24 protein-coding genes are annotated in these 24,109 nt (G+C 62.5%); 21 read left to right on the top strand and 3 right to left on the bottom strand.

What is annotated here, in order from left to right:
* Positions 1-85: 85 nt before the first annotated feature.
* The 17 genes from JQ580_RS20720 (at position 86) to JQ580_RS20640 (ending at position 15,907) form a co-directional block, all read left to right on the top strand.
* A complete protein-coding gene (locus JQ580_RS20720; RefSeq protein ID WP_212282060.1) occupies positions 86-952 on the top strand; it encodes a polyprenyl synthetase family protein in 867 nt (288 codons plus the stop codon).
* A gap of 116 nt (positions 953-1,068) precedes the next feature.
* Positions 1,069-2,184 carry a methyltransferase gene (locus JQ580_RS20715; protein WP_212282129.1) on the top strand — a complete coding sequence of 372 codons (1,116 nt, stop codon included), beginning with the start codon at positions 1,069-1,071 and terminating at the stop codon, positions 2,182-2,184.
* A 71-nt stretch (positions 2,185-2,255) separates the two neighbouring features.
* Positions 2,256-3,197: a chlorophyll synthesis pathway protein BchC gene (gene bchC / locus JQ580_RS20710; RefSeq protein ID WP_212282059.1), complete on the top strand. Its 942-nt coding sequence runs from the start codon at positions 2,256-2,258 to the stop codon at positions 3,195-3,197.
* Entirely contained in the window at positions 3,194-4,189 is a 996-nt protein-coding gene (locus JQ580_RS20705; RefSeq protein ID WP_212282058.1) for a chlorophyllide a reductase iron protein subunit X, read from the top strand. Before bchC ends, JQ580_RS20705 begins: the two co-directional genes overlap by 4 nt.
* Positions 4,190-4,214: 25 nt before the next feature.
* Complete coding sequence (gene bchY, locus JQ580_RS20700; RefSeq protein WP_212282057.1) at positions 4,215-5,822, top strand: chlorophyllide a reductase subunit Y; 1,608 nt, start codon at positions 4,215-4,217, stop codon at positions 5,820-5,822.
* Positions 5,822-7,273 carry a chlorophyllide a reductase subunit Z gene (gene bchZ / locus JQ580_RS20695; RefSeq protein WP_212282056.1) on the top strand — a complete coding sequence of 484 codons (1,452 nt, stop codon included), beginning with the start codon at positions 5,822-5,824 and terminating at the stop codon, positions 7,271-7,273. Before bchY ends, bchZ begins: the two co-directional genes overlap by 1 nt.
* Positions 7,270-7,584 (top strand): hypothetical protein, encoded by a 315-nt coding sequence (locus tag JQ580_RS20690; RefSeq protein ID WP_249134296.1) that lies wholly within the window; start codon positions 7,270-7,272, stop codon positions 7,582-7,584. Before bchZ ends, JQ580_RS20690 begins: the two co-directional genes overlap by 4 nt.
* Positions 7,585-7,703: 119 nt before the next feature.
* Complete coding sequence (pufB, locus tag JQ580_RS20685; protein ID WP_015684466.1) at positions 7,704-7,922, top strand: light-harvesting antenna LH1, beta subunit; 219 nt, start codon at positions 7,704-7,706, stop codon at positions 7,920-7,922.
* Between the two features lie 12 nt (positions 7,923-7,934).
* A complete protein-coding gene (gene pufA, locus JQ580_RS20680; protein ID WP_015684467.1) occupies positions 7,935-8,126 on the top strand; it encodes a light-harvesting antenna LH1, alpha subunit in 192 nt (63 codons plus the stop codon).
* Positions 8,127-8,246: 120 nt separating this feature from the next.
* On the top strand, positions 8,247-9,083 hold the full coding sequence (gene pufL / locus JQ580_RS20675) for a photosynthetic reaction center subunit L (RefSeq protein WP_212282055.1): 837 nt from the start codon (positions 8,247-8,249) through the stop codon (positions 9,081-9,083).
* Between the two features lie 27 nt (positions 9,084-9,110).
* Entirely contained in the window at positions 9,111-10,034 is a 924-nt protein-coding gene (gene pufM, locus JQ580_RS20670) for a photosynthetic reaction center subunit M (RefSeq protein WP_094891121.1), read from the top strand.
* A gap of 212 nt (positions 10,035-10,246) precedes the next feature.
* The gene (ppsR, locus tag JQ580_RS20665) at positions 10,247-11,674 is read left to right on the top strand and encodes a transcriptional regulator PpsR (protein WP_212282054.1); all 1,428 of its coding nucleotides are present in this window, start codon (positions 10,247-10,249) and stop codon (positions 11,672-11,674) included.
* Complete coding sequence (gene chlG, locus JQ580_RS20660) at positions 11,667-12,560, top strand: chlorophyll synthase ChlG (RefSeq protein ID WP_249134294.1); 894 nt, start codon at positions 11,667-11,669, stop codon at positions 12,558-12,560. The genes ppsR (JQ580_RS20665) and chlG overlap by 8 nt, the downstream gene beginning before the upstream one ends.
* 2 nt (positions 12,561-12,562) lie before the next feature.
* The gene (locus JQ580_RS20655; protein WP_212282127.1) at positions 12,563-13,918 is read left to right on the top strand and encodes a BCD family MFS transporter; all 1,356 of its coding nucleotides are present in this window, start codon (positions 12,563-12,565) and stop codon (positions 13,916-13,918) included.
* Positions 13,915-15,111, top strand: coding sequence for a geranylgeranyl diphosphate reductase (locus tag JQ580_RS20650; protein ID WP_212282053.1), 1,197 nt, complete (start codon positions 13,915-13,917; stop codon positions 15,109-15,111). Before JQ580_RS20655 ends, JQ580_RS20650 begins: the two co-directional genes overlap by 4 nt.
* On the top strand, positions 15,111-15,599 hold the full coding sequence (locus JQ580_RS20645) for a TspO/MBR family protein (RefSeq protein WP_212282052.1): 489 nt from the start codon (positions 15,111-15,113) through the stop codon (positions 15,597-15,599). The genes JQ580_RS20650 and JQ580_RS20645 overlap by 1 nt, the downstream gene beginning before the upstream one ends.
* A 41-nt stretch (positions 15,600-15,640) precedes the next feature.
* Positions 15,641-15,907, top strand: a complete 267-nt coding sequence (locus JQ580_RS20640) for a hypothetical protein (RefSeq protein WP_212282051.1) — start codon at positions 15,641-15,643, stop codon at positions 15,905-15,907.
* Positions 15,908-15,934: 27 nt separating this feature from the next.
* Here the strand turns inward: JQ580_RS20640 and JQ580_RS20635 are convergent, their stop codons facing one another.
* Positions 15,935-16,369 (bottom strand): c-type cytochrome, encoded by a 435-nt coding sequence (locus JQ580_RS20635; protein ID WP_212282050.1) that lies wholly within the window; start codon positions 16,367-16,369, stop codon positions 15,935-15,937.
* A gap of 382 nt (positions 16,370-16,751) precedes the next feature.
* Here JQ580_RS20635 and ppsR (JQ580_RS20630) point away from each other — a divergent pair, with 382 nt between their 5' ends.
* Entirely contained in the window at positions 16,752-18,125 is a 1,374-nt protein-coding gene (gene ppsR, locus JQ580_RS20630) for a transcriptional regulator PpsR (RefSeq protein ID WP_212282049.1), read from the top strand.
* Positions 18,085-20,307, top strand: a complete 2,223-nt coding sequence (locus JQ580_RS20625; protein ID WP_409363221.1) for a GAF domain-containing protein — start codon at positions 18,085-18,087, stop codon at positions 20,305-20,307. Before ppsR (JQ580_RS20630) ends, JQ580_RS20625 begins: the two co-directional genes overlap by 41 nt.
* Positions 20,308-20,329: 22 nt before the next feature.
* On the opposite strand, the gene JQ580_RS20620 is transcribed toward JQ580_RS20625, so the two are convergent.
* Positions 20,330-21,103: a biliverdin-producing heme oxygenase gene (locus JQ580_RS20620; RefSeq protein WP_311982467.1), complete on the bottom strand. Its 774-nt coding sequence runs from the start codon at positions 21,101-21,103 to the stop codon at positions 20,330-20,332.
* On the bottom strand, positions 21,100-21,993 hold the full coding sequence (locus tag JQ580_RS20615) for a cobalamin B12-binding domain-containing protein (RefSeq protein WP_212282047.1): 894 nt from the start codon (positions 21,991-21,993) through the stop codon (positions 21,100-21,102). The genes JQ580_RS20620 and JQ580_RS20615 overlap by 4 nt, the downstream gene beginning before the upstream one ends.
* 293 nt (positions 21,994-22,286) lie before the next feature.
* Between JQ580_RS20615 and bchF the strand changes: the two genes are divergently transcribed.
* Positions 22,287-22,829 carry a 2-vinyl bacteriochlorophyllide hydratase gene (gene bchF, locus JQ580_RS20610; RefSeq protein ID WP_409363220.1) on the top strand — a complete coding sequence of 181 codons (543 nt, stop codon included), beginning with the start codon at positions 22,287-22,289 and terminating at the stop codon, positions 22,827-22,829.
* Positions 22,826-24,109, top strand: a complete 1,284-nt coding sequence (locus tag JQ580_RS20605) for a ferredoxin:protochlorophyllide reductase (ATP-dependent) subunit N (RefSeq protein ID WP_212282046.1) — start codon at positions 22,826-22,828, stop codon at positions 24,107-24,109. The genes bchF and JQ580_RS20605 overlap by 4 nt, the downstream gene beginning before the upstream one ends.

The following is a 24,109-nucleotide window of genomic DNA, read 5'->3' as shown; positions in this document are numbered from 1 at the left end:
TGTCGATTGACATGTGTCTATATTTATTTACACTCCAATCGACAAGTTAAATTGACATTCCTTGTGTCGAGCACGGGAGCCTGCCATGGACGTCACCAGCCGGATCGAACGGGCACTGAACGACGCGATTGATCAGGCCGAGCTTCCAGGTTGTCCGCCCCGGCTGGCGGCGGCCATGCGTTACGCCGTGTTTCCCCGCGGTGCGCGGGTGCGGCCGAGGCTCGTCCATAGCGTCGCAGCGGCGTGCGGTGAGGATCATCCAGCGGCTACTGACGCTGCCGGCGCGGCGCTCGAACTCCTGCATTGTGCCTCGCTCGTGCATGATGACCTACCCTGCTTCGACGCGGCCGAGACGCGGCGTGGCCGTCCATCGGTGCACAAGGCATTTGGCGAGCCGCTCGCGGTTCTCACTGGAGATGCGTTGATCGTGCTCGCGTTCCAGACGCTGGCGCGTCTTCAATGCACGCCGGAGCGGCTGGCGACGCTCACCCTGACGGTGGCCCGATCCGTCGGCGTGCCTTCAGGGATCGTCGCGGGGCAAGCCTGGGAATGCGAAGACAAGATCGATCTCGCACATTATCACCGCGCCAAGACCGGCGCGCTGTTCGCCGCGGCTACGGTCGCAGGCGCCGCGTCAGCCGGCGCCGATTGCGAGCCGTGGCGGATGGTCGGGGAAAAGCTCGGGGAGGCCTATCAGGTCGCCGACGATATTCGTGACGCGGCCTCGGACGAAGATGAGATCGGCAAGCCCGTCGGCCGCGACCTCGCGCTCGGGCGTCCCAGCGCGGTGATCGAACTCGGCCTCGATGGCGCGCTGTACCGCTTGCACGACCTCGTGCGTGGCGCCATCGATGCGATCCCGCCATGCCCCAATGGCGCCGAGCTGCGGTTGCTGATGCTCTCGGAAGCCAAGCGTTTGGTGCCGGCCAAGCTTGCCCAGTTCGCCGCGTAGCCACGATGGCCGCGATCGCGCATCGTGACGGTCGAGGCGAGACATCCAAGGCGCCGTCCGGTGCGGGTGTCGTCCCTTCAGGACACAGCGCGTCCCGGCCGTCGTTGCGTGATCGCATGCTCGCGTGGCGCGATTCGATCCTTTCCAACCAGTCTTTTCATCGGTTTGCCGGGAATTTTGCGCTGACGCGACCGATCGCGCGGCGTCGGGCAGGCGCGCTGTTCGATCTCTGTGCCGGTTTCGTGTATTCGCAGGTTCTGTTTGCTTGCGTCCGCCTGAAGCTGTTCGATCAAGTGGCAGATGGCCCGTTGAATTCGGCGGAGCTGGCATCGCGTGTGCCGCTGCCAGTCGACGCGACGTTGACGTTGCTCGATGCGGCGGTCTCGCTGCAATTGCTGCAGCGTCGCAGCGACGGCCGCTACGGTCTTGGTTCGCGCGGCGCGGCCCTCAGGGGCAATCCCGGCGTCGTTGCCATGATCGAGCATCATGCGATGCTGTACGACGACCTGAGGGATCCGATCGCGCTGCTGCGCGGTGACGCGGGCGCGGGGCAGCTCGCCGCCTATTGGCCTTACGCGGCGAATCGCAAGGCAGCCAATCTGCCGCGTCAAGCGATCGCACCCTACACGGCGTTGATGGCTGCGTCGCAGCCGATGATCTCGCAGCAGATACTGTCGGCTTATTCGTTTCGTCGACATCGCTGTCTGCTCGACGTGGGCGGCGGCGACGGATCGTTCATCGCCGCCGTTGCAGCCGAGACGCCCAGACTGCGCTGCGTGCTGTTCGATTTGCCTGCGGTGGCCGACCAGGCGAGCGAACGGTTTCGTGCCGAGGGATTGTCGTCGCGCGCGGTCGCGATCGGCGGGAGCTTTCTCGCTAACCGTCTTCCCGAGGGTGCCGATATCGTCTCGCTGGTGCGCGTGATCCACGATCACGACGACGCCGACGTCATGACGCTGCTTCGCGCGATTCACTTGTGCCTGCCAATCGGCGGCACGCTGCTGATTGCCGAGCCCATCTCCGGCGTTCGCGGCGCCGAGCCGATCGGCGATGCGTATTTCGCCTTTTATCTGCTCGCGATGGGCAGCGGCCGGCCCAGGACCTTCGCGCGGCTGCGAGACATGCTCACCGAGGCCGGCTTTTGCGAGATTGCGCTGCGGCCCGTGGCGATGCCCATGCTTGCGAGCGTGATCAGGGCGCGAAAAATCGAAATTGGCGTTAATCAAACTTGACAGTCACAAATGTAAGTCTAGCATGACAATCGCGGAGCCCTCTCAGCTTCCGCCAAGATCGGAGTGGAGCGATGGAGACCATCGCGGTGGTTCTCAAGCAGCCTGAGCAGATCGAGCTCGATCGGCTGGCTTTGACTGCTCCGACCGCCGACGATGTCGTCGTCGATGTCGACTGGAGCGGAGTCAGCACAGGCACCGAGCGGTTGCTGTGGTCTGGACGAATGCCCTCGTTCCCGGGGATGGGATATCCGCTGGTGCCAGGCTACGAGTCGGTTGGCCGCGTGGTTGAGGCAGGAAGTTCTACTGACCTCCATCCGGGTCAACGCGTCTTCGTGCCCGGCGCGAAATGTTTCGGCGAGGTCCGTGGCCTGTTTGGCGCCTCCGCGTCGCGGCTGGTGGTCGCAGCAAAACGCGTGGTGCCGCTCGATCAACATCTCGCTGAACGTGGAATTCTGCTAGCGCTGGCGGCGACGGCGTATCATGCCATCGCGACGCGGGGTGCCTCGGCACCGGACTGCATCGTCGGTCACGGCGTGCTGGGGCGACTGCTGGCGCGCATCTCCATCGCAGTTCGCAACGAGCCGCCGACCGTATGGGAGAAAAATCCGGCGCGCGTCGGCGGTGCCGTCGACTACGGTGTGATCGATCCCGAGCATGATACGCGGCGCGACTACAAGAGCATCTATGACGTGAGCGGCGACGCCAGCCTGCTCGATTCCCTGATTGGCCGCATCGCGCCGGGCGGCGAGATCGTGCTGGCTGGATTCTACAGCGAGCGGCTGTCCTTTGCGTTTCCGCCCGCGTTCATGCGCGAGGCGCGGCTTCGCGTTGCCGCGGAGTGGCAGCCCTCCGATCTCGTCGCGATCAAGGCCTTGGTCGAATCCGGACGGCTCTCGCTCGATGGCCTGATCTCCCACCACCACGATGCCCGGGATGCTTCCAACGCCTATCGCGTCGCGTTCGAAGAGTCGGCTTGCCTGAAAATGGTCCTGAACTGGAGTTCGCTCTCATGAATGTCGTGCCGAACATCAACATGAAGGACGCTCTGCGAGCGGAAGCGTCGATCGAGCCGGATGCGCCGGTGACGACGCCGGCGACCAAGGAAACCCAGATCATCGCGATCTACGGCAAGGGCGGAATCGGCAAGAGTTTTACGCTGGCCAATCTGTCCTACATGATGGCGCAGCAGGGCAAGAAAGTGCTGCTGATCGGCTGCGACCCGAAGAGCGACACCACGTCGCTGCTGTTCGGCGGTCGCGCCTGTCCGACCATCATCGAGACTTCGTCGAAGAAGAAGCTCGCCGGTGAGGAGGTCAAGATCGGCGACGTCTGCTTCAAGCGCGACGGCGTGTTCGCGATGGAGCTCGGCGGCCCCGAGGTCGGCCGCGGCTGTGGCGGCCGGGGTATCATCCACGGCTTCGAACTGCTGGAGAAGCTCGGTTTCCACGAGTGGGGATTCGATTACGTGCTGCTCGACTTCCTCGGCGACGTGGTGTGCGGCGGCTTTGGCCTGCCGATCGCGCGTGACATGTGCCAGAAGGTCATCGTCGTCGGCTCCAATGACCTCCAGTCGCTCTACGTCGCCAACAATGTCTGCTCGGCAGTCGAATATTTCCGCAAACTCGGCGGCAATGTGGGCGTTGCCGGCATGGTCATCAACAAGGACGACGGCACTGGCGAGGCGGCGGCATTTGCGCAGACGGTCGGCATTCCCGTCCTTGCGGCAATCCCGGCCGACGACGACATCCGCAAGAAGAGCGCGAATTACGAGATCATCGGCCTGCCGGGCGGGCAGTGGAGTTCCTTGTTCGAGGAGCTTGCCACCAATGTCGGCCTGGCGCCGCCGGTTCGCCCCACGCCGCTGACCCAGGACGGCTTGCTCGGCCTGTTCAAGGGCGAAGTGGTCGGTCGCGGCGTCGTACTCGAGCCTGCGACGATGGAAGACATGTGCGGAAAATCGGTGGTCGACAAGCCGTCCCTCGAAGTCGTCTACGATGCGGCGTGAGCGGCAGCATGACGCGGAGCGCAACATGAACGTCCTTCTGCCGCGATACGCCGGCGCGATATCCGAGTCTGTCGTGAATGAGCCCGTCGAGGTCGAGCTGGCCGCGACGGACGCTGTCGTTGCCCCGCCGACCCTCAACGCCGCGGCGACGAAAACCGACGGCCTGGGCTGTCATGCCGGCGCCGCCGAACTCAAGGCTGCCGCCAGCGCTGCGGGAAAGAGCGATATCCTCGACCGGTATGCCGCCGACTATCCCAAAGGCCCGCATGACCAGCCGCAAAGCATGTGCCCGGCGTTCGGTTCGCTCCGGGTCGGCCTGCGGATGCGGCGCACGGCGACGGTCCTGTCGGGTTCGGCATGTTGCGTCTACGGCCTGACCTTTACCTCACACTTTTACGGTGCGCGGCGCACCGTCGGCTATGTGCCTTTCAACTCCGAGACGCTCGTCACCGGGAAACTGTTCGAGGACATTCGCGAAGCCGTCTTCAAGCTCGCTGACCCCGCGCTATACGACACCATCATCATTACCAATCTCTGCGTGCCGACGGCGTCGGGCGTTCCGCTGGATCTGTTGCCGGATGAAATCAACGGCGTCCGAATCATTGGCATCGACGTGCCTGGTTTCGGTGTGCCGACCCATGCCGAGGCAAAGGATGTGCTGGCGGCAGCGATGCTCGAATATGCCCGCAAGGAAGTGGAGCAGGGGCCGGTGCAGGCGCCGCGCGGCGGCAAGAGCGAACGGCCGACAGTCACGCTGGTCGGCGAAATGTTCCCCGCCGATCCGGTCGGCATCGGCATGATGCTGGAGCCGCTCGGTCTCGCGGCCGGTCCGGTGGTGCCGACGCGCGAGTGGCGCGAGCTCTATGCCGCGCTGGACGGCTCCGTGATTGCAGCGATCCATCCGTTCTACACCGCGAGCTTCCGCCAGTTCGAACTGGCCGGACGCAAGATCGTTGGTTCCGCCCCGGTCGGACATGATGGCACCGAAGCCTGGCTTGAATCCATCGGCACGGCTTGCAACGTCGCGCGCGATAAGATCGACGCCGCCAAGAACCGCTTCCTGCCGATGATCAAAACTGCACTCGCGGCGAAGCCGATCGACGCGCGGATCACTGTCTCAGGTTATGAGGGTTCCGAACTGCTCGTCGCGCGGCTCCTTATCGAGAGCGGCGCGCGCGTGCCGTATGTCGGAACCGCCTGCCCAAGAACGCAATGGTCTGATGCCGACCGCGAATGGCTGGAATCCAGGGGCGCACGAGTCCAGTATCGCGCATCGCTCGAAATGGACCTCGCGGCTGTCGGCGAGTTCAAACCCGATCTGGCCATTGGCACCACGCCCATCGTCCAGAAGGCCAAACAGCTCGCGATCCCGGCTCTGTATTTCACCAACCTGATTTCGGCGCGTCCGTTGTTCGGCGTTGCGGGTGCCGGATCTCTCGCGCAGGTCGTCAACGCGGCGCTCGCGAACCAGAGCCGCTTCGACGAGATGAAGGAATTCTTCGGCGATGTCGGCGAGGGCCACGCGGCCGGCATCTGGGAGGATACGCCGAACGAAAACGTGGCATTCCGGGAAAAATACAGGAAACAGATCGAAGCCCAGGCCAAGAAGCGCAAAGCCGAGGAGATGATCTGATGCTCGTCCTGGATCATGATCGCGCGGGTGGTTACTGGGGAGCTGTCTATGCCTTCACCGCAGTGAAGGGCATGCAGGTCATCATCGATGGACCGGTCGGTTGCGAGAATCTGCCGGTCACATCGGTGCTGAATTATACCGACGCTTTGCCGCCGCACGAGCTACCAATTGTGGTGACGGGCCTCGGCGAAGAAGAGCTCGGACAGACCGGTACCGAAGGCGCGATGAAACGCGCCCACCGCGTGCTCGATCCCTATCTGCCGGCCGTCGTCGTCACCGGTTCGATCGCGGAAATGATCGGCGGCGGCGTGACCCCGGAGGGAACAAACATCAAGCGTTTCCTGCCGCGCACCATCGACGAGGATCAGTGGCAGAGCGCCGACCGCGCCATCGTTTGGCTCTGGAAGGAATACGGGGTCAAGAAGATCCCCGAACGCAAGCCACGTGCCGAGGGCGTCAAGCCGCGCGTTAATATCATCGGGCCGATCTATGGCACTTTCAACATGCCGTCCGATCTTGCCGAAATCCGCCGGTTGATCGAGGGTATCGGCGCCGACATCAACATGGTGTTTCCGCTTGGCAGTCACCTCGCCGACATTCCTAAGCTGGTGAATGCTGACGTCAACGTCTGCATGTACCGCGAGTTCGGCCGCATGCTGTGCGAGGCGCTGGAGCGTCCCTATCTGCAGGCGCCGATTGGCCTTCACTCCACCACCAGATTCCTGCGCAAGCTCGGCGAAATGCTGGGCCTCGATCCCGAGCCATTCATCGCGCGCGAGAAGCACACCACCATCAAGCCGCTTTGGGATCTGTGGCGATCGGTGACCCAGGACTTTTTCGGCACGGCCAGCTTCGCCATTGTCGCCAACGAGACCTATGCACGCGGCGTCAGGAATTTCCTGGAAAGAGAGATGGGCCTGCCATGCACCTTCTCCTTCTCGCGGAAAGCGGGCGTCAAGCCGGACAACGATGCCGTACGATCTGCCGTGCGCGAGAAGCCGCCGCTGATCCTGTTCGGCAGCTACAACGAGCGCATGTACCTGGCCGAGGCAGGTGGCCGGGCGATCTATGTGCCGGCGTCGTTCCCGGGCGCGGTGATTCGCCGCCACACCGGCACGCCGTTCATGGGCTATTCGGGCGCGACCTACCTCGTTCAGGAGGTCTGCAACGCTCTGTTCGACGCGTTGTTCAATATCCTGCCTTTGGCGGCCGATCTCGATCGCGTCGACCCGACGCCAGCCCGGCTGCACGAGGAAATTCTCTGGAGCGACGAGGCCAAAGCGCTCCTCGACGAGGTGCTGGAGGCCCATCCCGTACTGGTGCGCATCTCGGCGGCCAAGCGCCTGCGCGATGCCGCCGAGAGCGGTGTGCGCCAGGCCGGTGAAGCGCGCGTCACCACGGAGTTCGTGAACAGGGCTCGCGCGGTGCTGATGAGTGGAGCGCCAGCATGAGAATTATCGAAGCCGGTTTGTTTCCGGTGATTCCGTATCTGCACCTGAAAGACGATATGCGGGAGGTGATGTCGATGTCCGATTATGCTTATGGCGATCGAGCGAAAGCGCACGGCGAGAACAAGACTATCGAATCCCACGCGGTATTTGGCGCCTGCTACGTGGCCTTTCTGTTGCGGGCTGCGCTCTCGCGGCTGACACCCTGGCGCAAGCGAGCGGTCTTCGACCATTCCAGGAATCGCGAATCGATCTTCGCGGAGGCCCGCAGTGCTGCCGGCACGATCGTGACCTCATCGTTCATGGGACTGTAACCGGGATTCCGTCCGGCCGGTTGCCGGGCGGATAACTGCCGTATCGATGGATTCGGCAATCGCTGTCGCCCACGCTCGGGCGGCGAACGGCCGCAAGGCCATCACTAGGAGGATACCAAATGAAGGACGGTTCCTTATCGGGGCTATCCGAAGCTGAAGCCAAGGAATTCCATTCGATATTCATGACGAGCTTCCTGCTCTTCACGGCTGTCGCGGTGGTTGCCCATATCCTCGCCTGGATGTGGCGTCCCTGGTTGCCCGGCCCGGGCGGCTACAAGACGACGGCGGTGGATAGCATTCAGCACGTCGCCAGCGTCGCCCTTTCGTACCTGACATAAAGGGAGGCAATCATGTGGCGAATTTGGCTTCTGTTCGATCCGCGCCGTGCCTTGGTCGCGCTCTTCACGTTCCTGTTCGGACTGGCGATCGTGATCCACTTCATCCTGCTGTCGACCGACCGGTTCAATTGGCTGGACGGGCCTCGCAAGGCGAAGACGTCAGAGATCACTCTGCCGTACACACCACCAAGCATGCCGTCCTGATGGCATGACGAAATGCGTACCGGAACGGACGAGGCAGGATCGAGCGGCCCGTCTCGTCCGCTTCCGGTAGCGACCCGGGGATGATGGTCACGCTGGTTTTCGCAGGCGGAGGAACGAACGATGGCAATGCTCAGCTTTGAAAGAAAATATCGCGTGCGTGGCGGAACGCTCATCGGTGGCGACCTGTTCGACTTCTGGGTCGGTCCGTTCTACGTCGGATTCTTCGGGGTGACGACGGTGTTCTTCTCGTTCGTCGGCATCGCGATGATCCTCTGGAACACTGCGCTCGGACCCACCTGGAATCTCTGGCAAATCAGCGTCAATCCGCCGGATGTAAAATACGGCTTGTCGTTCGCGCCGCTGCAGGAGGGAGGGATCTGGCAAATCGTCACGATCTGCGCACTCGGCGCCTTCGTGTCATGGGCGCTTCGGGAGGTCGAGATCTGCCGAAAGCTCGGGATCGGCTATCACGTACCGTTCGCCTTCGGCTTCGCGATCTTAGCCTATTTCACCCTGGTGGTGATCCGGCCGGTCTTGATGGGATCGTGGAGCTACGGCTTCCCCTACGGCATCATCACCCATCTCGATTGGGTGTCGAACACCGGCTACCAATACGGGAACTTCCACTACAATCCCGCGCACATGATTGCCATCACGTTCTTCTTCACGACGTGCTTGGCGCTGGCCCTGCACGGCGGTCTGATCCTGTCGTCGACCAATCCCGACAAGGGGGAGGCTGTGAAAACGCCCGAGCATGAGAACACGATGTTCCGGGATCTGATCGGCTATTCCGTCGGCACCATCGGCATCCATCGCCTCGGACTGTTCATCGCGCTCTCCGCGGTGTTCTTCAGCGCGGTCTGCATTGTGATCAGCGGGCCGTTATGGTCGGAAGGCGATGCCTGGTCGGAGTGGTGGAACTGGTGGCGTAATCTTCCGATCTGGTCCTCCAACTAATTCGGTCATCAGAGAGAGTCCTGAGCCATGGCCCAATATCAGAACTTCTTCACGCAGGTGCAGGTGCGCAGCACTATCTACCCCGGCATTCCGATTCAGCCGGGAATATGGGTTCGTACCAGTGAGGGCCGGTTCAACTACTGGCTCGGAAAGATCGGCGACGCCCAGGTCGGACCGTTCTATCTCGGATTTCTCGGACTCGCCTCCATCGCCTGCGGCATCGTTGCGATCGAGATCATCGGTCTCAACATGCTTGCATCGGTGAACTGGAGCCCGATCGAATTCGTCAGGCAGTTGCCATGGCTGTCGCTGGAGCCGCCGAAGCCTGAATACGGCATCAGCTTTCCGCCATTGCAGGAAGGCGGCTGGTGGCTGATGGCCGGCTTCTTCCTCACCACCTCGATCCTGTTATGGTGGGGGCGCACGTACCGTCGGGCCCGCGCGCTCGGCATGGGCACGCACGTGTCATGGGCCTTCGCGTCCGCGATCTGGCTCTATTTGGTGCTCGGCTTCATTCGGCCGCTGCTGATGGGTCACTTCAGCGAGGCCGTTCCGTTCGGGATCTTCCCGCATCTCGACTGGACCAACAATTTCTCGATCACCCACGGCAACCTCTTCTACAATCCGTTTCACATGCTCTCGATCGCCTTCCTGTATGGCTCGGCCCTGCTGTTCGCGATGCACGGCGCAACGATCCTGGCGGTCAGCCGCTATGGCGGCGAGCGCGAGATCGAGCAGATCGTCGACAGAGGCACGGCGCTCGAGCGGGCGGCCTTGTTCTGGCGCTGGACCATGGGCTTCAACGCGACGGCGGAATCTATCCACCGCTGGGCCTGGTGGTTTGCGGTGCTCTGCCCGCTCACGGGCGGCATCGGGATCCTGCTTTCCGGTACCGTCGTCGACAACTGGTTCGACTGGGGCGTCAAGCACGGCCTGGCACTGCCGCGATAATTCATTTGAAGATATGGCGCGCGCCGGATTGCAACATGCCGCTGCGGCGCGCGCACGCTTTCATCGTCTTCCCGGCTCGGCTGTCCGAGACGACGCGACGGCGTACGGCCTGATCCGGGCTTCGTGCGTTGGTCGTCCGCCAACAAAAACCGGGTTCGAGGAACGCTAGGTGAGATATCACGGGTTGTTGGAGGATATTTGCCCTGGTTCAGGTGTTCAAATCTCCGAAGGAGTCGCTGGGGAATCTCGGCGCATTGCCAGCCGCGAACCTGATCGCGGCAGCCAGCGACGTCGCTGTAATCATCGACGGCGAGGGGATCATTCGCGATGTCGCCTTCAACAAGGAAGACCTGTCGCTCGAGCTCGACGCCCACGGCCGCTGGCTGGGTTCGAAGCTCGCCGACATCGTGACCTCCGAAACCAGTCGCAAAGCGAGAGAATTGCTCCAGGACGCGGTGAGCCGAAAGTCCTCGATCTGGCGTCAGGTGAACCATCCGTCGCCCGGAGGCGCGGATATTCCGGTGCTGTATTCGGCTGTCAACATTGGACGCAACGATCGATTTGTCGTGGTCGGTCGCGATCTGCGTCCGCTGGCAGCGATGCAGCAGCGGCTCGTCAACGCCCAGCAATCGATGGAGCGCGACTATGCCCGGCTGCGCCAAGCCGAAACGCGCTATCGCCTGCTATTCCAGGTCTCGTCGGAGGCGGTCATGATCGTTGATGCCTCCAACAATGCCATTCTTGAGATCAATCCAGCCGCGCTGGCGCTGTTCGACGAGAGCGCACCGCAGGTTCTGAAATCGAACCTCGCCTCACATTTCGCTTCGGCGGATGCCGAGACGGTTCAAACCCTGCTGTCCAATGTTCGCGCCACCGGTCGTGACGGCAACGTCCGTGCCCGGCTTGCGATGGGAGACCGGGAGTGCTTTGTCGCCGTGTCCCAGTTCCGGCAGGAGAACGCGACCTTGTTTCTGGTCCGCCTGTCGTCGCAGCAGACGCCGGCGGAAGCCGACGCGCTGAAGGCGACATCGAGCTTGCTGGAGTATTTCGACGCCGCGCCCGACGCGTTGGTCATCACCGGGCATGACGGCCGTATCGTCAAGGTGAACCCGGCTTTTACTGAGATGGCGCAGCTCAGCAGCGCTGAGCAGGCACGCGGGGAGTCGCTGGATCGCTGGCTCGGCCGTGCCGGTGTCGACTTTGCGGTGGCGTTCGCCAATCTTCGCCAGACCGGCTCGATCAAGCTGTTCTCGACCTCGCTGCGCGGCGAACATGGCGCCACCACGGATGTCGAGGTCTCAGCGGCGTCTCTGGTCCACGAGGACCGCAAGCAGGGTTTCGGCTTCGCAATCCGCAATGTCGAGAAGCGCCTTTCGGCATCGCCGTCCTCGGCTCGCGAACTCCCGCGCTCCGTTGCCCAACTCACCGAACAGATCGGCCGTGTTCCGCTGCGCGATCTCGTGCGCGAGGCGACCGATGTCATCGAAAAATTGTCGATCGAGGCCGCACTGGAACTGACTGGCGACAACCGTGCATCGGCCGCGGAAATGCTCGGACTCAGCCGTCAGAGTTTATACGTCAAGCTCCGGCGCTTCGGGCTCGCGGAGCACGCAGGTGATGGGGAGGTCGAAGATGACTAGTGCCGTTGTCAGTCGTCCCGCATCGTCGGTCGTTCTCGAACTGCTGAAGCCGATCACCTGGTTTCCGCCGATGTGGGCCCTGGGATGCGGGATCGTGTCGTCCGGCGTTTCGCCGGGCCACCGTTGGCCGATGATCATCGCTGGTGTGCTGCTGGCGGGACCGATGGTCTGCGGCACCAGCCAAGCCGTGAACGACTGGTATGACAGGCATGTCGATGCCATAAACGAGCCCGGCCGGCCGATTCCGTCGGGACGAATTCCCGGCCGCTGGGGTCTCTACATCGCGATCCTTTGGACGGCGCTGTCACTGTTGCTTGCGACGGTGCTCGGTACCTGGGGCTTTGTTGCCGCCATCGTCGGCCTCGTGCTGGCCTGGGCCTATAGCGCGCCGCCGATCCGCCTCAAGCAGAACGGCTGGTGGGGCAATGCGGCATGTGGGCTCTGTTATGAAGGCCTGCCCTGGTTCACGGGTGCTGCGGTGATGAGCGCATCCGCGCCCGACTGGAACATCGTCTTGATCGCGCTGCTCTACAGTATCGGTGCCCACGGCATCATGACGCTCAACGACTTCAAGTCGGTCGAAGGCGACAAGCGGATGGGGATCGATTCGCTGCCGGTGCTGCTTGGCGTCGACAATGCCGCGCGGTTTGCCTGCGTCGTGATGGCAGCGCCCCAGGTGGCGGTCGTGGCACTGCTACTGGCATGGCAGCGTCCGTTTTATGCGGCGGCGGTAGCGGTCCTGTTGCTCACGCAATTGCTTCTGATGGTGCATTTTCTGAAGAGCCCGCGCCAGCGCGCCCCTTGGTACAACGGCACCGGGATCAGCTGCTATGTCGTCGGCATGCTCGTCAGCGCCTTCGCGCTGGCCGCGATGAAAGCGGGCTGACCATGAACAGCCGGGTTCTTTCATGGTTGGGCATCATTAGGCTCGGTCTGGTTCAGACCGGTCTCGGTGCGATCGTGGTCTTGACGACGTCGACGCTCAACAGGGTCATGGTGGTGGAACTGGCGATGCCGGCTATGCTGCCTGGCGCTCTCGTCGCCGTTCACTATGCCTTCCAGGCCTTCCGGCCGGCCTGGGGCCACGGCTCGGATCTCGGGGCCCGCCGAACGCCGTGGATCGTCGGCGGCATGGCGGTGCTGGCAACCGGCGGATTGATGGCGGCGGTGGCGACGGCCTGGATGACGACGCATCCGCTGTTCGGCATCGCGCTTGCGGTGGCCGCCTTCTGCCTGATCGGCGTCGGGGTCGGCGCCGCCGGAACGTCGCTGCTGGTGTTGCTTGCGAAGCGCACCGACGACAGCCGCCGTGCGGCGGCCGCGACCATCGTCTGGGTGATGATGATTGCGGGCTTTATCGTGACCACGGGTTTGGCGGGCCATTTGCTCGATCCTTTTTCCCCGATGAGACTGATCGTCGTATCGGGATCGGTATCCGTGGCGGCGATGGTTCTCACGGTCATCGGCGTATGGGGCGTCGAACGAGAGCAGGTAACCAACGCCCAACGCGTCTCGAAGCGGACGACGCGAGAAGCGTCGTTCCGCGAAGCCTTCCTAGAAGTCTGGAACGAACCAAGGTCGCGGCGGTTCGCCGTCTTCGTTTTTGTCTCGATGCTCGCGTATAGCGCGCAGGATCTGATCCTCGAGCCGTTCGCTGGCGCGGTGTTCGGCTTCACGCCCGGCGAGACGACGAAGCTTTCGGGTGTGCAGCATGCGGGAACGTTGATCGGCATGGCCTTGGTGCCGTTGATCGGCGCCATCTATCCACGATCGCGCGGAAACCTGCAGATATGGACCATCGGGGGATGCCTCTCCTCGGCAATCGCGCTGCTGTGTTTGGCGGCAGCGGCGGTCGTTGGGCCGTCCTGGCCGTTGCGCGAGACCGTGTTCATGCTCGGCGTCACCAATGGGGCCTACGCCGTGGCTGCGATCGGCTCGATGATGGCGCTGGTTGGAGCGGGCGATGAGAAGCGCGAAGGCGTGCGCATGGGTCTGTGGGGCGCAGCACAGGCGTTCGCGTTTGGAATCGGTGGATTCCTGGGAACGCTGGCCAGCGACATCGCGCGCTACGTCCTGACGTCGGTGGAGTCGTCTTATTCCGCGGTGTTCGCATCGGAAGCGGGATTGTTCGTCGTTGCCGCCGTGATGGCCGTCTGGGTTCATCGTGCTCCGGCAAAGGACGCGATGCAGCAGCGCCTTTTGGATCCGCCGGTAGCCGCTATCGCAGAAGGAGCGCGGTCATGAGCAGTTCGGAAATTTTCGATGTCGTGGTGATCGGCGGCGGGCCGTCCGGCGCGACGGCCGCGCACGATCTTGCAAAGCTCGGGCGGAGCGTGTTGTTGCTCGACCGTGCCGGGCGCATCAAGCCTTGCGGTGGTGCGATCCCGCCGCGGCTGATCCGCGACTTTGACATCCCCGATCACCTGTTGGTCGCGCACGTCAACTCCGCCCGAATGGTGTCGCCCTCGAACCAGCAGGTGGACATGCCGATCGACGGCGGCTTCGTCGGCATGGTCGACCGCGATGTCTTTGACGAATGGCTACGGACCCGTGCCGCCGAGGCTGGCGCGAAGCGGAGGACTGGCCTGTTCAAGCGCTTCGAACGCGACGAAACCGGCACCACCGTTGTCTATTTTGAGGCACGCTCCGCCGACGGGATCGTGGCGGAAAAGACCGTTCGAGCCCGCGCGCTGATCGGCGCCGATGGCGCCTTGTCGGCCGTCGCACGGCAGTGTCTGCCCGGTGCGGACCGGCTGCCTTACGTGTTCGCCTATCATGAGATCGTCCGCGCTCCGCCGCCGGCGTCCAGCTTCGACGGTACGCGTTGCGACGTCTATTACCGCGGCACTGTGTCTCCCGACTTCTACGGTTGGGTCTTCCCGCATGGCGACACCGTCAGCGTCGGCACTGGGTCTGCCCGCAAGGGATTTTCACTGCGGGAGTCGGTTGGCAGCTTGCGAGACGCTGCAGGGCTTGGAACATCCGAGACGATTCGCCGCGAAGGAGCCCCGATCCCGCTGCACCCGCTGCCGCGATGGGATGATGGGCACAGCGTGCTGCTCGCCGGCGATGCAGCGGGAGTCGTTGCTCCTGCGTCGGGCGAGGGCATTTACTACGCGATGATCGGCGGACGGTTGTCGGCGGAAGCCGTCGACGAGTTTCTGGAGACCGGGAACGCCAAGGCCTTGCGCAACGCGCGAAAGCGCTTCGTGCGGCTGCACGGCGTGGTGTTCTGGATTCTCGGCGTGATGCAGTGGTACTGGTACTCCAACGATCGCCGCCGCGAACGCTTCGTCAGCATCTGCCGCGACCGCGACGTCCAGAAGCTGACGTGGGATGCCTACATGAACAAGGAACTTGTTCGCGCCAAGCCGGTCGCCCATGTGCGCATATTCTTCAAGAACCTTGCCCACATGGCAGGGCTGGCATCGGCGTAATGGCCACGCGCGGCAGTTTCTGGAAGCCTGTCGCGATCGCGGCTTCCGTTGCGGTCTTTATTGCCGCGTTGGGCGGCACGTTGACCGACACCGGGATCTGGTATCAGAGCCTCATCAAGCCGTCTTGGCAGCCACCGGATTGGCTGTTCGGTCCCGCCTGGACCTTGATCTTCGCGCTGGCGACGGCCTCGGCAGTCTATGCCTGGCGCAACGCCGGGAGCCCCGCCCAGCGGGAATGGGTGATCGTGCTGTTTGCCCTGAACGGATTTCTCAACGTGCTGTGGAGCACATTGTTCTTTGCGCTGAAACGTCCGGATTGGGCGCTGATCGAGGTGGTGTTCCTGTGGCTCTCGATCCTGTTGCCGATCATCGTGTTTTGGCGCTTCGCAAGGCTCGCGAGTCTTTATCTGGTGCCTTATCTGTTGTGGGTGTCGTTCGCCGCATTTCTCAACCTTACGGTCGTTCGCCTCAATGCACCTTTCGCGTGACGAACGGTTGCTAGGATCGGATGTCCGTGTGATCTTCTGGCATGGCTGACCTGTTTGCGAGTGGACGCCTCGTCGATTTCATTCTCGTCGTGGTCTTTCTCGAGGCTACGGCCTTGTTGGTATATTGGTCGCGTGTCCGACGAGGCGTCTCGCCACGCGATCTCCTACCTAATCTGTGCGCCGGCTTGTTCCTTCTGCTCGCTCTGCGCGCAACCCTTGCCGACAGCGGCTGGATGTTGGCGAGCTTCTTCCTCGCGGCGGCCGGACTTGCACATCTGACCGACGTCTCCCGGCGGTGGCGCAACTAGCCACCGCACAGGTCCTCCACCGACCGACTATTTCTTCTCAGAGAACTTGTTGATGTAGGCGATGACGTCCTTGCGCTGCTGCTCGTCGGTAAGCTTGAACGCCATCTTGGTCGAGCCCGTTGCGAGATCCGCCTTGCCCTTGTCGGTCAGGAATTTCTTCAGAAATGCGTTCGGATCGGGCAAGTACTGCATGATCAGTTCGTCGGACCAAACCAATCCGTTCTCGCCTGCGGCCTTATTCAATGCAGAATACGCGAAGCCTGGCGCCGTTCCCGATTGCCGGCCGATGACGCCGGTCAAGACCGGTCCGACCAGGTTCTTGGCGTCCGGCCCGATGCGGTGGCAGGTCATGCACTGCTTGAAAATCTGCTCACCCTTGGCCGCGTCCTGCGCCAGGGCTGCGCTGCTCGAAAAAACAATGCCTGCTGCGACGTAAGCAAAAACTGCAGATTTCACCGGCACGTTGCTCTCCCTAGCTTCTGTTTGGGCTCGATTTGAGTGTTAGGATATATTGACAGTTATAAATATCAATCAATGTTGTCGGTTCCTGACGTTTCTTTTGAGCTTCGTCAAACTGTTCGCGCTGGATCGTGTTAACTGGACGCTCGACGGCGAGCTTTTCGCTAGGATCTGTGCGGCCAGTGTCATGCAAATGTGACAACTAAAACCTTCAAAACAAAGGTGTTTCTTGACTTGGCGCTGGATTTTGCGCATTCCTAGAGTTCAAGACCCTTGGTTTCGTGTTCCGCGTGTCAGGCAACGTTGGCATGTGGCGTGCATCGGTCCGACTGCCGTTGTTTCGACAGCTTCACGCTTCCGCAGAGATTGATCGGCAGATAACAGAATGGCCGCATTACCGACCGTACAGCCCGACATCACCCTCCTGCTGGACATGGAGGGGGTGATCCGCGAGGCGACGCTGTCTCCGTCGATGAGCGGCGAGAGCGTCGACGGATGGCTCGGCCGCCCCTGGGTCGAAGTTGCCGGCGACATGGGCGGCGAGAAGGTCAAGAGGATGGTCGATGACGCGCGTGTCACCGGCATCTCGGCGTTCCGCCAGATCAACCAGCGCTTTCCGAGCGGTCTCGAAATTCCGATGGAATTCACGACGGTGCTGCTGGGTGGCCGCGCCGGGATGCTTGCTATCGGCAAGAACCTGCAGGCCGTCGCCGAGCTTCAGTCGCGCCTGATCGCGGCTCAGCAGACGATGGAGCGCGACTATTGGAAGCTGCGCGAAATCGAGACCCGCTACCGTCTGGTCTTCGACGCGTCCAACGAAGCCGTCTTGATCGTGTCGGCCGCCAACCTGCGAATCCTGGAAGCCAACCGTACTGCGATCGAGGCGCTGAATTCGCCGCGTCGCCGCAACGAGGACATCGCGGGACGTGAGCTGCTGCATGACATCGCCGCTGAAGACCGCGATGCGGTTCGCGAAGTGCTTGCGCGCATCCGCGAGCGTGGCAAAGCGCTGAGCATCCTTGTGCATCTTGGTCCTGACGCCAAACCCTGGATGCTGCGGGGGTCGCTGATGACGGCGGAACCCGGCCACGTGTTTCTGCTGCAGTTCACTGCAGCGACCGACCTGTCGGCTTCGAAGGAGAAGGGGCAGCCCTCGACCATCGAGGAGTTGGTCGAGCATTTGCCAGACGGGTTCGTGGCGCTCGATGAAGCCGGGATCATTCGCCATGCCAATCAGGCCTTCCTCGATCTGGTGCAACTCGGCTCGAGGGCGTCCGCAATCGGGGAATCGCTCGGCCGCTGGCTTTGGCAGCCGGGTGCCGATCTGAATGCACTTCTTTCGAATCTCCAGCGGCACAAGACGGTGCGGTTGTTCACGACGTCGGTCCGCGGTGAACTCGGCACGGAAACAGAGGTCGAGATCTCGGCCGGAACCGGGGAGGGCGCGCCCGGTCAGATCGGCGTTTTGCTGCGCAACGTAGCCCGTCGCCTGCCGTCGGGTAGCGAGAGCGATTTTCTGCGTACCGCGCTGGGCTCGATGAGCGAGCAGATCGGTAAGTCGTCGCTGCGCCAGCTCGTCAAGAATACGGTTGGCGTGGTCGAACAGCACTACGTGAAGCAGGCGCTCGAGCTTGCGGGTGGCAACCGGACGGCGACCGCCGAACTTCTGGGATTGAGCCGCCAGAGCCTTTATGCAAAGCTCAACCGTTACGGCCTGGATGATAAAGAGCCGGACGCCGAGGAAACCCCAGAGGACTGAGTTGGCGCTGCATTCGCTCGCTACACCAGCATTCGGAAAAGCCGACCTTTCGAACTGCGAACGGGAAGAGATCCATCTCGCGGGCTCGATTCAGCCCCACGGCGCCCTTTTGGTCGTCAGCGAGCCCGATCACCGTGTCGTTCAGGCCAGCGCCAATGCCGCGACCTTTCTCAATTTGAAGCAGGTCGACGGCATGGCGCTCGCCGAGCTCGATGGCGACCTGCTGGTCCGAATTCTCCCGCATCTCGACCCGACCGCCCAGGGAATGCCGATCGCGGTGCGCTGCAGGATCGGAAGCCCCGGCGCCGAATATGACGGGCTTTTGCATCGTCCGCCCGAAGGAGGGTTGGTCATCGAGTTGGAGCGGGCCGGGCCGTCGGTCGATTTCACCAGGCACATAGCCAAGGCGCTCGAGAAGATTCGCACTGCGTCCTCGATCCGCGCTTTATGCGAAGAGGCCGCGACCCTGTTTCAGGATCGTACCGGCTATGACCGCGTCATGGTCTATCGTTTTGACGATGAGGGACACGGCGAAGTGTTTTCTGAGCGCCGCAAGCCGGAGCTTGAGGCGTATCTGGGCAATCGCTACCCTTCGACCGATATTCCGCAGATGGCGCGGCGGCTCTATGAGCGCACACGAGTCCGCGTGCTTGTGGATGTGAACTATGAGCCCGTCCCGCTGCAGCCCCGGCTCTCGCCGATTACGGGGCGGGATCTGGACATGTCGCTCTGCTTCCTGCGCAGCATGTCTCCGATTCATCTTCAGTATCTGAAGAACATGGGCGTAGGCGCTACCCTGGTGATTTCTCTGGTGGTCGGCGGAAAGCTGTGGGGCCTCGTAGCCTGTCACCATTACGAGCCGCGCTTCATCCATTTCGAATTGCGGGCGGTCTGCGAACTGCTTGCCGAGGCGATCGCGACGCGCATCGCGGCGCTCGAGAGCTTTGCGCAAAGCCAGTCCGAGATATTCGTGCAGCGGCTCGAGCAGCGAATGATCGAGGCGATGTCGCGCGAAGGCGATTGGCGAGGCGCGATCTTCGACAGCTCGCAATCGATCCTGCAGCCGCTCGGGGCAAGCGGAAGCGCTCTAATCTATGAAGGCCAGATCATTTCGACTGGTGAAGTCCCGGGAACACAAGAAATCAGGGAGATCGGCGCGTGGCTGGATACGCATCGCGATCGGTCGGTGATGGCGACGGCGTCGCTCGGGCTCGATCTGCCCCAGTTCGCGGGCATTACGAAGGTCGCAAGCGGCATCGCAGTGACGCCGATTTCCAGCAATCCCGGCGAATACCTGATCTGGTTCCGCCCAGAGCGCATTCGCACGGTGACCTGGGGCGGCGATCCGTTGAAACCTTTCGTGATCGGCAACAGCCCAACGGATTTGTCACCGCGCCGGTCTTTCGCCCAGTGGCACCAGCAGGTTGAAGGAACGTCCGACCCCTGGACGCCGGCCGATCTCGCCGCTGCGCGCCTGATCGGTCAGTCGGTTGGCGACATTGTTCTGCAATTCCGCGCGGTGCGTACGCTCATCGCCCAGGACCAGCTCGAACAGTTCAGTCGCCAGGTGCGCGTGTCCGATCAGCCGGTGATTATCGCCGATATCGATGGCAAGGTCCTGCTGATGAACCAGGCCTTCAAGACGTTGTTGCCGAAGGATCATGCCGCGTTCGACCATCTGGACGAACTGGCCGGAGCATTTCAGCAATCGGACCGCTTCCTTCGCGATGTTGCGGACCTCATTCGTCACCATCGCCCGTGGCGAGGTGAGTTGCTGTTGCGCAGCGAAGGCAACCGGGAAAAGCCATTGATGGTCAGGGCCGATCCTGTGCAGCCGTCGCGGGACCGGGTGCTCGGCTTCGTCTTGATCTTCTCCGATATCACCGACCGAAAGGCCGCCGAGATCGCGCGTAGTCGTTTCCAGGAAGGCATCGTTCAGAGCAATCGGATCAGCAGCGTGCGTCTCGATTCCAAGACCGATCTCGTCTACCAGAACCTGCTGTCGTCGGTGATCGAGAACGCCCAGCTCGCCGCGCTCGAAATCACCTATGGTGTGGAAACGGGGCGGATCGCCGAGATGCTCGAGAGCGTGCGCAATTCGACGCTGCGTACCGCTGAAGTGCTGGAGCATTTGATCTGGCACGCGTCGCGCACGTCGGGTAGCGGCAAGCCGAAAGCCTGAATCGCCGCGCGTGCCGGGCGACCTAGCCCACGGCAGCGACCGCGGCAGGCTCATGGGGCGTTGCGGCCTCGACGGCACAGGAAAGGTCGATATTCATCGAAAAGGCAATTGCGCCTTCTTCCACCACGACCTGCGGATCGGGCGCGGTGGCGCCGGCCTCGTCGAGCGCCCTGCGGTAGCTCGCCTTCACCACCTCCAGATCCGAGACGTGCGGAAAATCGTAGAAAGTCAGCTCCGGAGCCCGAAGTTTGAGTGTGCGCGCCAGCAAGCGCTGCAGGATCTGCCCCCCGCTGAGGTCCCCGAGATAGCGGGTGTAGGCATGTGCGATCAGTCGCATGCCGTCGCCATCGGCCGCATGTGCAACCCGCTTGGCGTAGATCTCACCGGCGGCAAGCAGCGGGACGTCCTCAATCCATCGCTCGCCGCACAGGGCAGCAAGATCGGATTCGATCGCGTGTGCGCGCGCGAGCCGGTAAGGTGAGAGCAGCTCGATGCCGGGTGAACCGGTATGGCGTTCGAGGCCATGCTCCATTGCCCGGTAGGCGGGGAGCAGATTGCGCAGCAACAGGATATAGCCTGCGCGGCTCGCTTCACCCCGTAGCAGACTGCGAATGATGCCGGTCCGTTCGGCTTCCGCATGCAGCGCCTTGGTGCGGAGATAAAGCGCCGTCACGACGCTGGGCGGGGAGGGATTTTCCGCCGTCGCAGACGCCATTCCCGTCGCCTCCACAATCGCGTTGGAGGGTAATCTTCCTCGCGTCAATCTGCGCCGTCCCTGTGCGCCGAGGCCGGTCACTTCCGCCCCTTCATCTGCTCGATCAGACCGTGCGCCTGTTGCGGTGCGCTGATCGCATCTGCCGACATCATATCGGCTCCCATCGACGCCACAAGGTCGGGCTGAGCGATTATCATCGGGCCGCCCAGAATGATGCCGACCTGCCGGTTGCGCGAGTCGCGCCTGATGTCGTGGATGTCCTTCTTCAGTTCGTCGAGCCGCCGGTCGCTGCTGACGGAGAAGCCGACGATATCGAACCAGTGGTTATGCACCAGGGATGTCAGCTCCTGGTGTGACGAAAACGGTCCGGTGCAGAGGTTCCAGCCGGCGCGGCGGAAGAATTCGGCCACCATGGATAGCCCGAAACTGTGCTGGTCACCCGGAATGATCGTCAGCAGCGCCGATTCGCCGCTGTGGCCGTCGTTCGCCTCCTGGACGAAGCTGTCGCCCAGGCGGTGCATGATGAACTGCAATCGCCCGACGCCGAGCGTCACGCTGGCAAAATCCGTCGCGTCCGATTCCCACTGCGCGCCGAGCTGTCGCGCTGCGGGCGCCAGCAGATCCAGAAAGATCGATTCGACCGAGGCGCCCTTCGCCTGGAGATCCACGACATAGGCGAATGCTGCGCCGTCATCTGCGCCAAGCGCCAATGCGGCGAACATCTCCACTTCGGTCGGCGTGCTTGGTTCGGCGTTCTCCGCAGGCCTTCCTGTCGGTGCACTGCGCAACGCTAGCACGATCTTGGGAATGATCTGGGTCTTGATAGTCCGGACCACCGCGACCGGCTGCAGCGTCGGCCGAAAGCGCCAGATCGGCGTCGGAATTCTCTGTCGTAGCGATTTGGCACGAGGCGCCGTAGCGGTGTCGGTGGCACTACCGGGTGAGAAAGATTGCTCGTTCACATCGGTCATTTTTCACTCCCCCCAACATTAAGTCCCCGAGTCCAAAAACCGTCAAGTTGAATTTACGTATGGTTTAGTTGACAGTCCATGAAGTGAGGTTTAGCCTTCTTCCATCAAGCCCGCACATAGGGAGTGGCGCGGTGCAGTTTCGATCAGCTAAACACGGCCCATTTTCCAAGTACGGCAACCCTTCGCCGGCAGCTGCTCGATTTTCCCAGTCGATATCGCATCACCGTGCAGATGGACTGTCAAATAGTCTTTACAGTTTGACCGACAAATCCGTCGCTGCGCCTGCGAACGAAATAACGCAGATTGGCAATGCCGGATCGCAAGCAAGCTCGCCGACGCAACCACTTAAGCCTCTGTACACGCCCGAGCAGCGTATTCGCCGCGATGCAACAAGGTGGACCCTGGTGCAAGGTATCCTCGCGCCAGTCCAGTTTGCGGTTTTCCTGATCAGCCTGGCGCTGGTGCTTCGTTATCTCTTCACCGGAGAAGGCTTTGCCGCTGCCACGGCGTCGATCGTCGTCAAGACGCTCGTGCTCTACGCGATCATGGTCACCGGCTCGATTTGGGAACGCGAAGTCTTCGGTTGCTACCTGTTTGCGCCGGCGTTCTTCTGGGAAGACGTCTTCAGCTTCCTCGTGCTGGCACTGCACACCGCCTATCTGGTCGCGCTGTTCGCAGGGCTCGGTGATCCGCGCCAGCAAATGCTGCTCGCGCTGGCAGCCTATGCGTCCTACTTCGTCAACGCCACGCAGTTTGTCCTCAAGCTGCGCGCCGCGCGCCGCGACGAGCGACTGGCGCTTTCTGCAACTCCCGTTATTCGAGGGAGCCGCGCATGAACGTGCATGTGCAGGGATGTATTGTCTCCGTCGATGGCGCGCCCAAGCCGGTGCTTCGTGAGAGCGGCCAACGCGAGGTTTTCTGCGGGCTGACCGGAATCGTCTGGCTGCACCGGAAGATCCAGGATGCGTTCTTCCTGGTGGTGGGCTCGCGCACCTGCGCGCATCTGATTCAGTCCGCCGCTGGCGTCATGATCTTCGCCGAGCCGCGATTTGCCACCGCGATCATGGAGGAGAAGGATCTCGCCGGGCTCACCGACGCCAACGACGAGCTGGACCGCATCGTCGCTCAGCTGATCGCGCGGCGGCCAGAGATCCGGCTGCTGTTCCTGGTGGGCTCCTGTCCGTCCGAGGTCATCAAGCTCGATCTGTCGCGGGCCGCATTGCGGCTGTCGCAGACATTTTCGCCCGCAGTTCGCATTCTCAATTATTCGGGCAGTGGAATCGAGACAACATTCACGCAAGGCGAGGATGCCTGTCTCGCCTCGCTCGTCCCCGCGGCCCCCCCGACCCGGACGAGCGAGGACCAATTACTTATCGTCGGCTCGCTGGCCGACGTGATCGAGGACCAGTTCATCCGGCTGTTCGACGCGCTGGGCATTGGGCGCGTGCAATTCCTGCCGCCGCGCAAGGCGAGCGCGCTTCCAGCGATCGGACCAAACACCCGATTTCTCCTGGCCCAACCCTTCCTCGCTGAAACGGCGCGCGCGCTTGAAGATCGCGGCGCCGTGCGGCTGGTCGCGCCGTTCCCGCTGGGCGTCGAGGGCACGACGGCTTGGCTGCGTGCGGCGGCCGATGCGTTCGGTGTCGCGCCCGCGCTGTTCGAGACGGTGACGCAACCCCATCGGATCAGGGCGGAGCGGGCGCTCGTTCGTTATCGCGATCAGCTCGACGGCCGCAGCATCTTCCTGTTCCCGGATTCGCAGCTCGAGATTCCCCTGGCGAGGTTCCTGTCGCGCGAATTGTCGATGCGGCTGGTCGAAGTTGGTACGCCCTATCTGCACCGCGAGCATCTCGCCGAAGAGCTCAGGCTGCTGCCGGATGATGTCGTGCTGTCGGAAGGGCAGGACGTCGATCTGCAGCTAGATCGCTGCCGCATGGCGCGCCCCGATCTAGTGGTGTGCGGGCTTGGACTTGCCAATCCGCTGGAGGCCGAGGGCATGACCACGAAATGGTCGATCGAACTCGTGTTCACGCCGATCCAGGGCTACGAGCAGGCGGCCGATCTGGCCGAACTGTTTGCGCGCCCCCTGGTGCGCCGCGCCAAACTGGTGGCCTGA

The sequence above is a fragment of the Bradyrhizobium sp. SZCCT0148 genome (assembly GCF_018129985.1).
GTDB classification, from domain to species: domain Bacteria; phylum Pseudomonadota; class Alphaproteobacteria; order Rhizobiales; family Xanthobacteraceae; genus Bradyrhizobium; species Bradyrhizobium japonicum_H.
This window is presented reverse-complemented; position numbering and strand designations above follow the sequence as displayed.

Bases quoted from the DNA above. Each gene is read 5' to 3' on its own strand.
- pufB (WP_015684466.1), top strand. From the start codon at position 7,704: ATGAAGGACGGTTCCTTATCGGGGCTATCCGAAGCTGAAGCCAAGGAA.
- JQ580_RS20645 (WP_212282052.1), top strand. From the start codon at position 15,111: ATGGCCACGCGCGGCAGTTTCTGGAAGCCTGTCGCGATCGCGGCTTCC.
- ppsR (WP_212282049.1), top strand. From the start codon at position 16,752: ATGGCCGCATTACCGACCGTACAGCCCGACATCACCCTCCTGCTGGAC.
- pufM (WP_094891121.1), top strand. From the start codon at position 9,111: ATGGCCCAATATCAGAACTTCTTCACGCAGGTGCAGGTGCGCAGCACT.
- JQ580_RS20605 (WP_212282046.1), top strand. From the start codon at position 22,826: ATGAACGTGCATGTGCAGGGATGTATTGTCTCCGTCGATGGCGCGCCC.
- JQ580_RS20715 (WP_212282129.1), top strand. From the start codon at position 1,069: ATGCTCGCGTGGCGCGATTCGATCCTTTCCAACCAGTCTTTTCATCGG.
- pufL (WP_212282055.1), top strand. From the start codon at position 8,247: ATGGCAATGCTCAGCTTTGAAAGAAAATATCGCGTGCGTGGCGGAACG.
- JQ580_RS20705 (WP_212282058.1), top strand. From the start codon at position 3,194: ATGAATGTCGTGCCGAACATCAACATGAAGGACGCTCTGCGAGCGGAA.
- JQ580_RS20720 (WP_212282060.1), top strand. From the start codon at position 86: ATGGACGTCACCAGCCGGATCGAACGGGCACTGAACGACGCGATTGAT.
- chlG (WP_249134294.1), top strand. From the start codon at position 11,667: ATGACTAGTGCCGTTGTCAGTCGTCCCGCATCGTCGGTCGTTCTCGAA.
- bchZ (WP_212282056.1), top strand. From the start codon at position 5,822: ATGCTCGTCCTGGATCATGATCGCGCGGGTGGTTACTGGGGAGCTGTC.
- JQ580_RS20640 (WP_212282051.1), top strand. From the start codon at position 15,641: ATGGCTGACCTGTTTGCGAGTGGACGCCTCGTCGATTTCATTCTCGTC.
- JQ580_RS20615 (WP_212282047.1), bottom strand. From the start codon at position 21,993: ATGACCGATGTGAACGAGCAATCTTTCTCACCCGGTAGTGCCACCGAC.
- pufA (WP_015684467.1), top strand. From the start codon at position 7,935: ATGTGGCGAATTTGGCTTCTGTTCGATCCGCGCCGTGCCTTGGTCGCG.
- bchY (WP_212282057.1), top strand. From the start codon at position 4,215: ATGAACGTCCTTCTGCCGCGATACGCCGGCGCGATATCCGAGTCTGTC.
- bchC (WP_212282059.1), top strand. From the start codon at position 2,256: ATGGAGACCATCGCGGTGGTTCTCAAGCAGCCTGAGCAGATCGAGCTC.
- JQ580_RS20655 (WP_212282127.1), top strand. From the start codon at position 12,563: ATGAACAGCCGGGTTCTTTCATGGTTGGGCATCATTAGGCTCGGTCTG.
- JQ580_RS20690 (WP_249134296.1), top strand. From the start codon at position 7,270: ATGAGAATTATCGAAGCCGGTTTGTTTCCGGTGATTCCGTATCTGCAC.
- JQ580_RS20625 (WP_409363221.1), top strand. From the start codon at position 18,085: ATGATAAAGAGCCGGACGCCGAGGAAACCCCAGAGGACTGAGTTGGCG.
- JQ580_RS20650 (WP_212282053.1), top strand. From the start codon at position 13,915: ATGAGCAGTTCGGAAATTTTCGATGTCGTGGTGATCGGCGGCGGGCCG.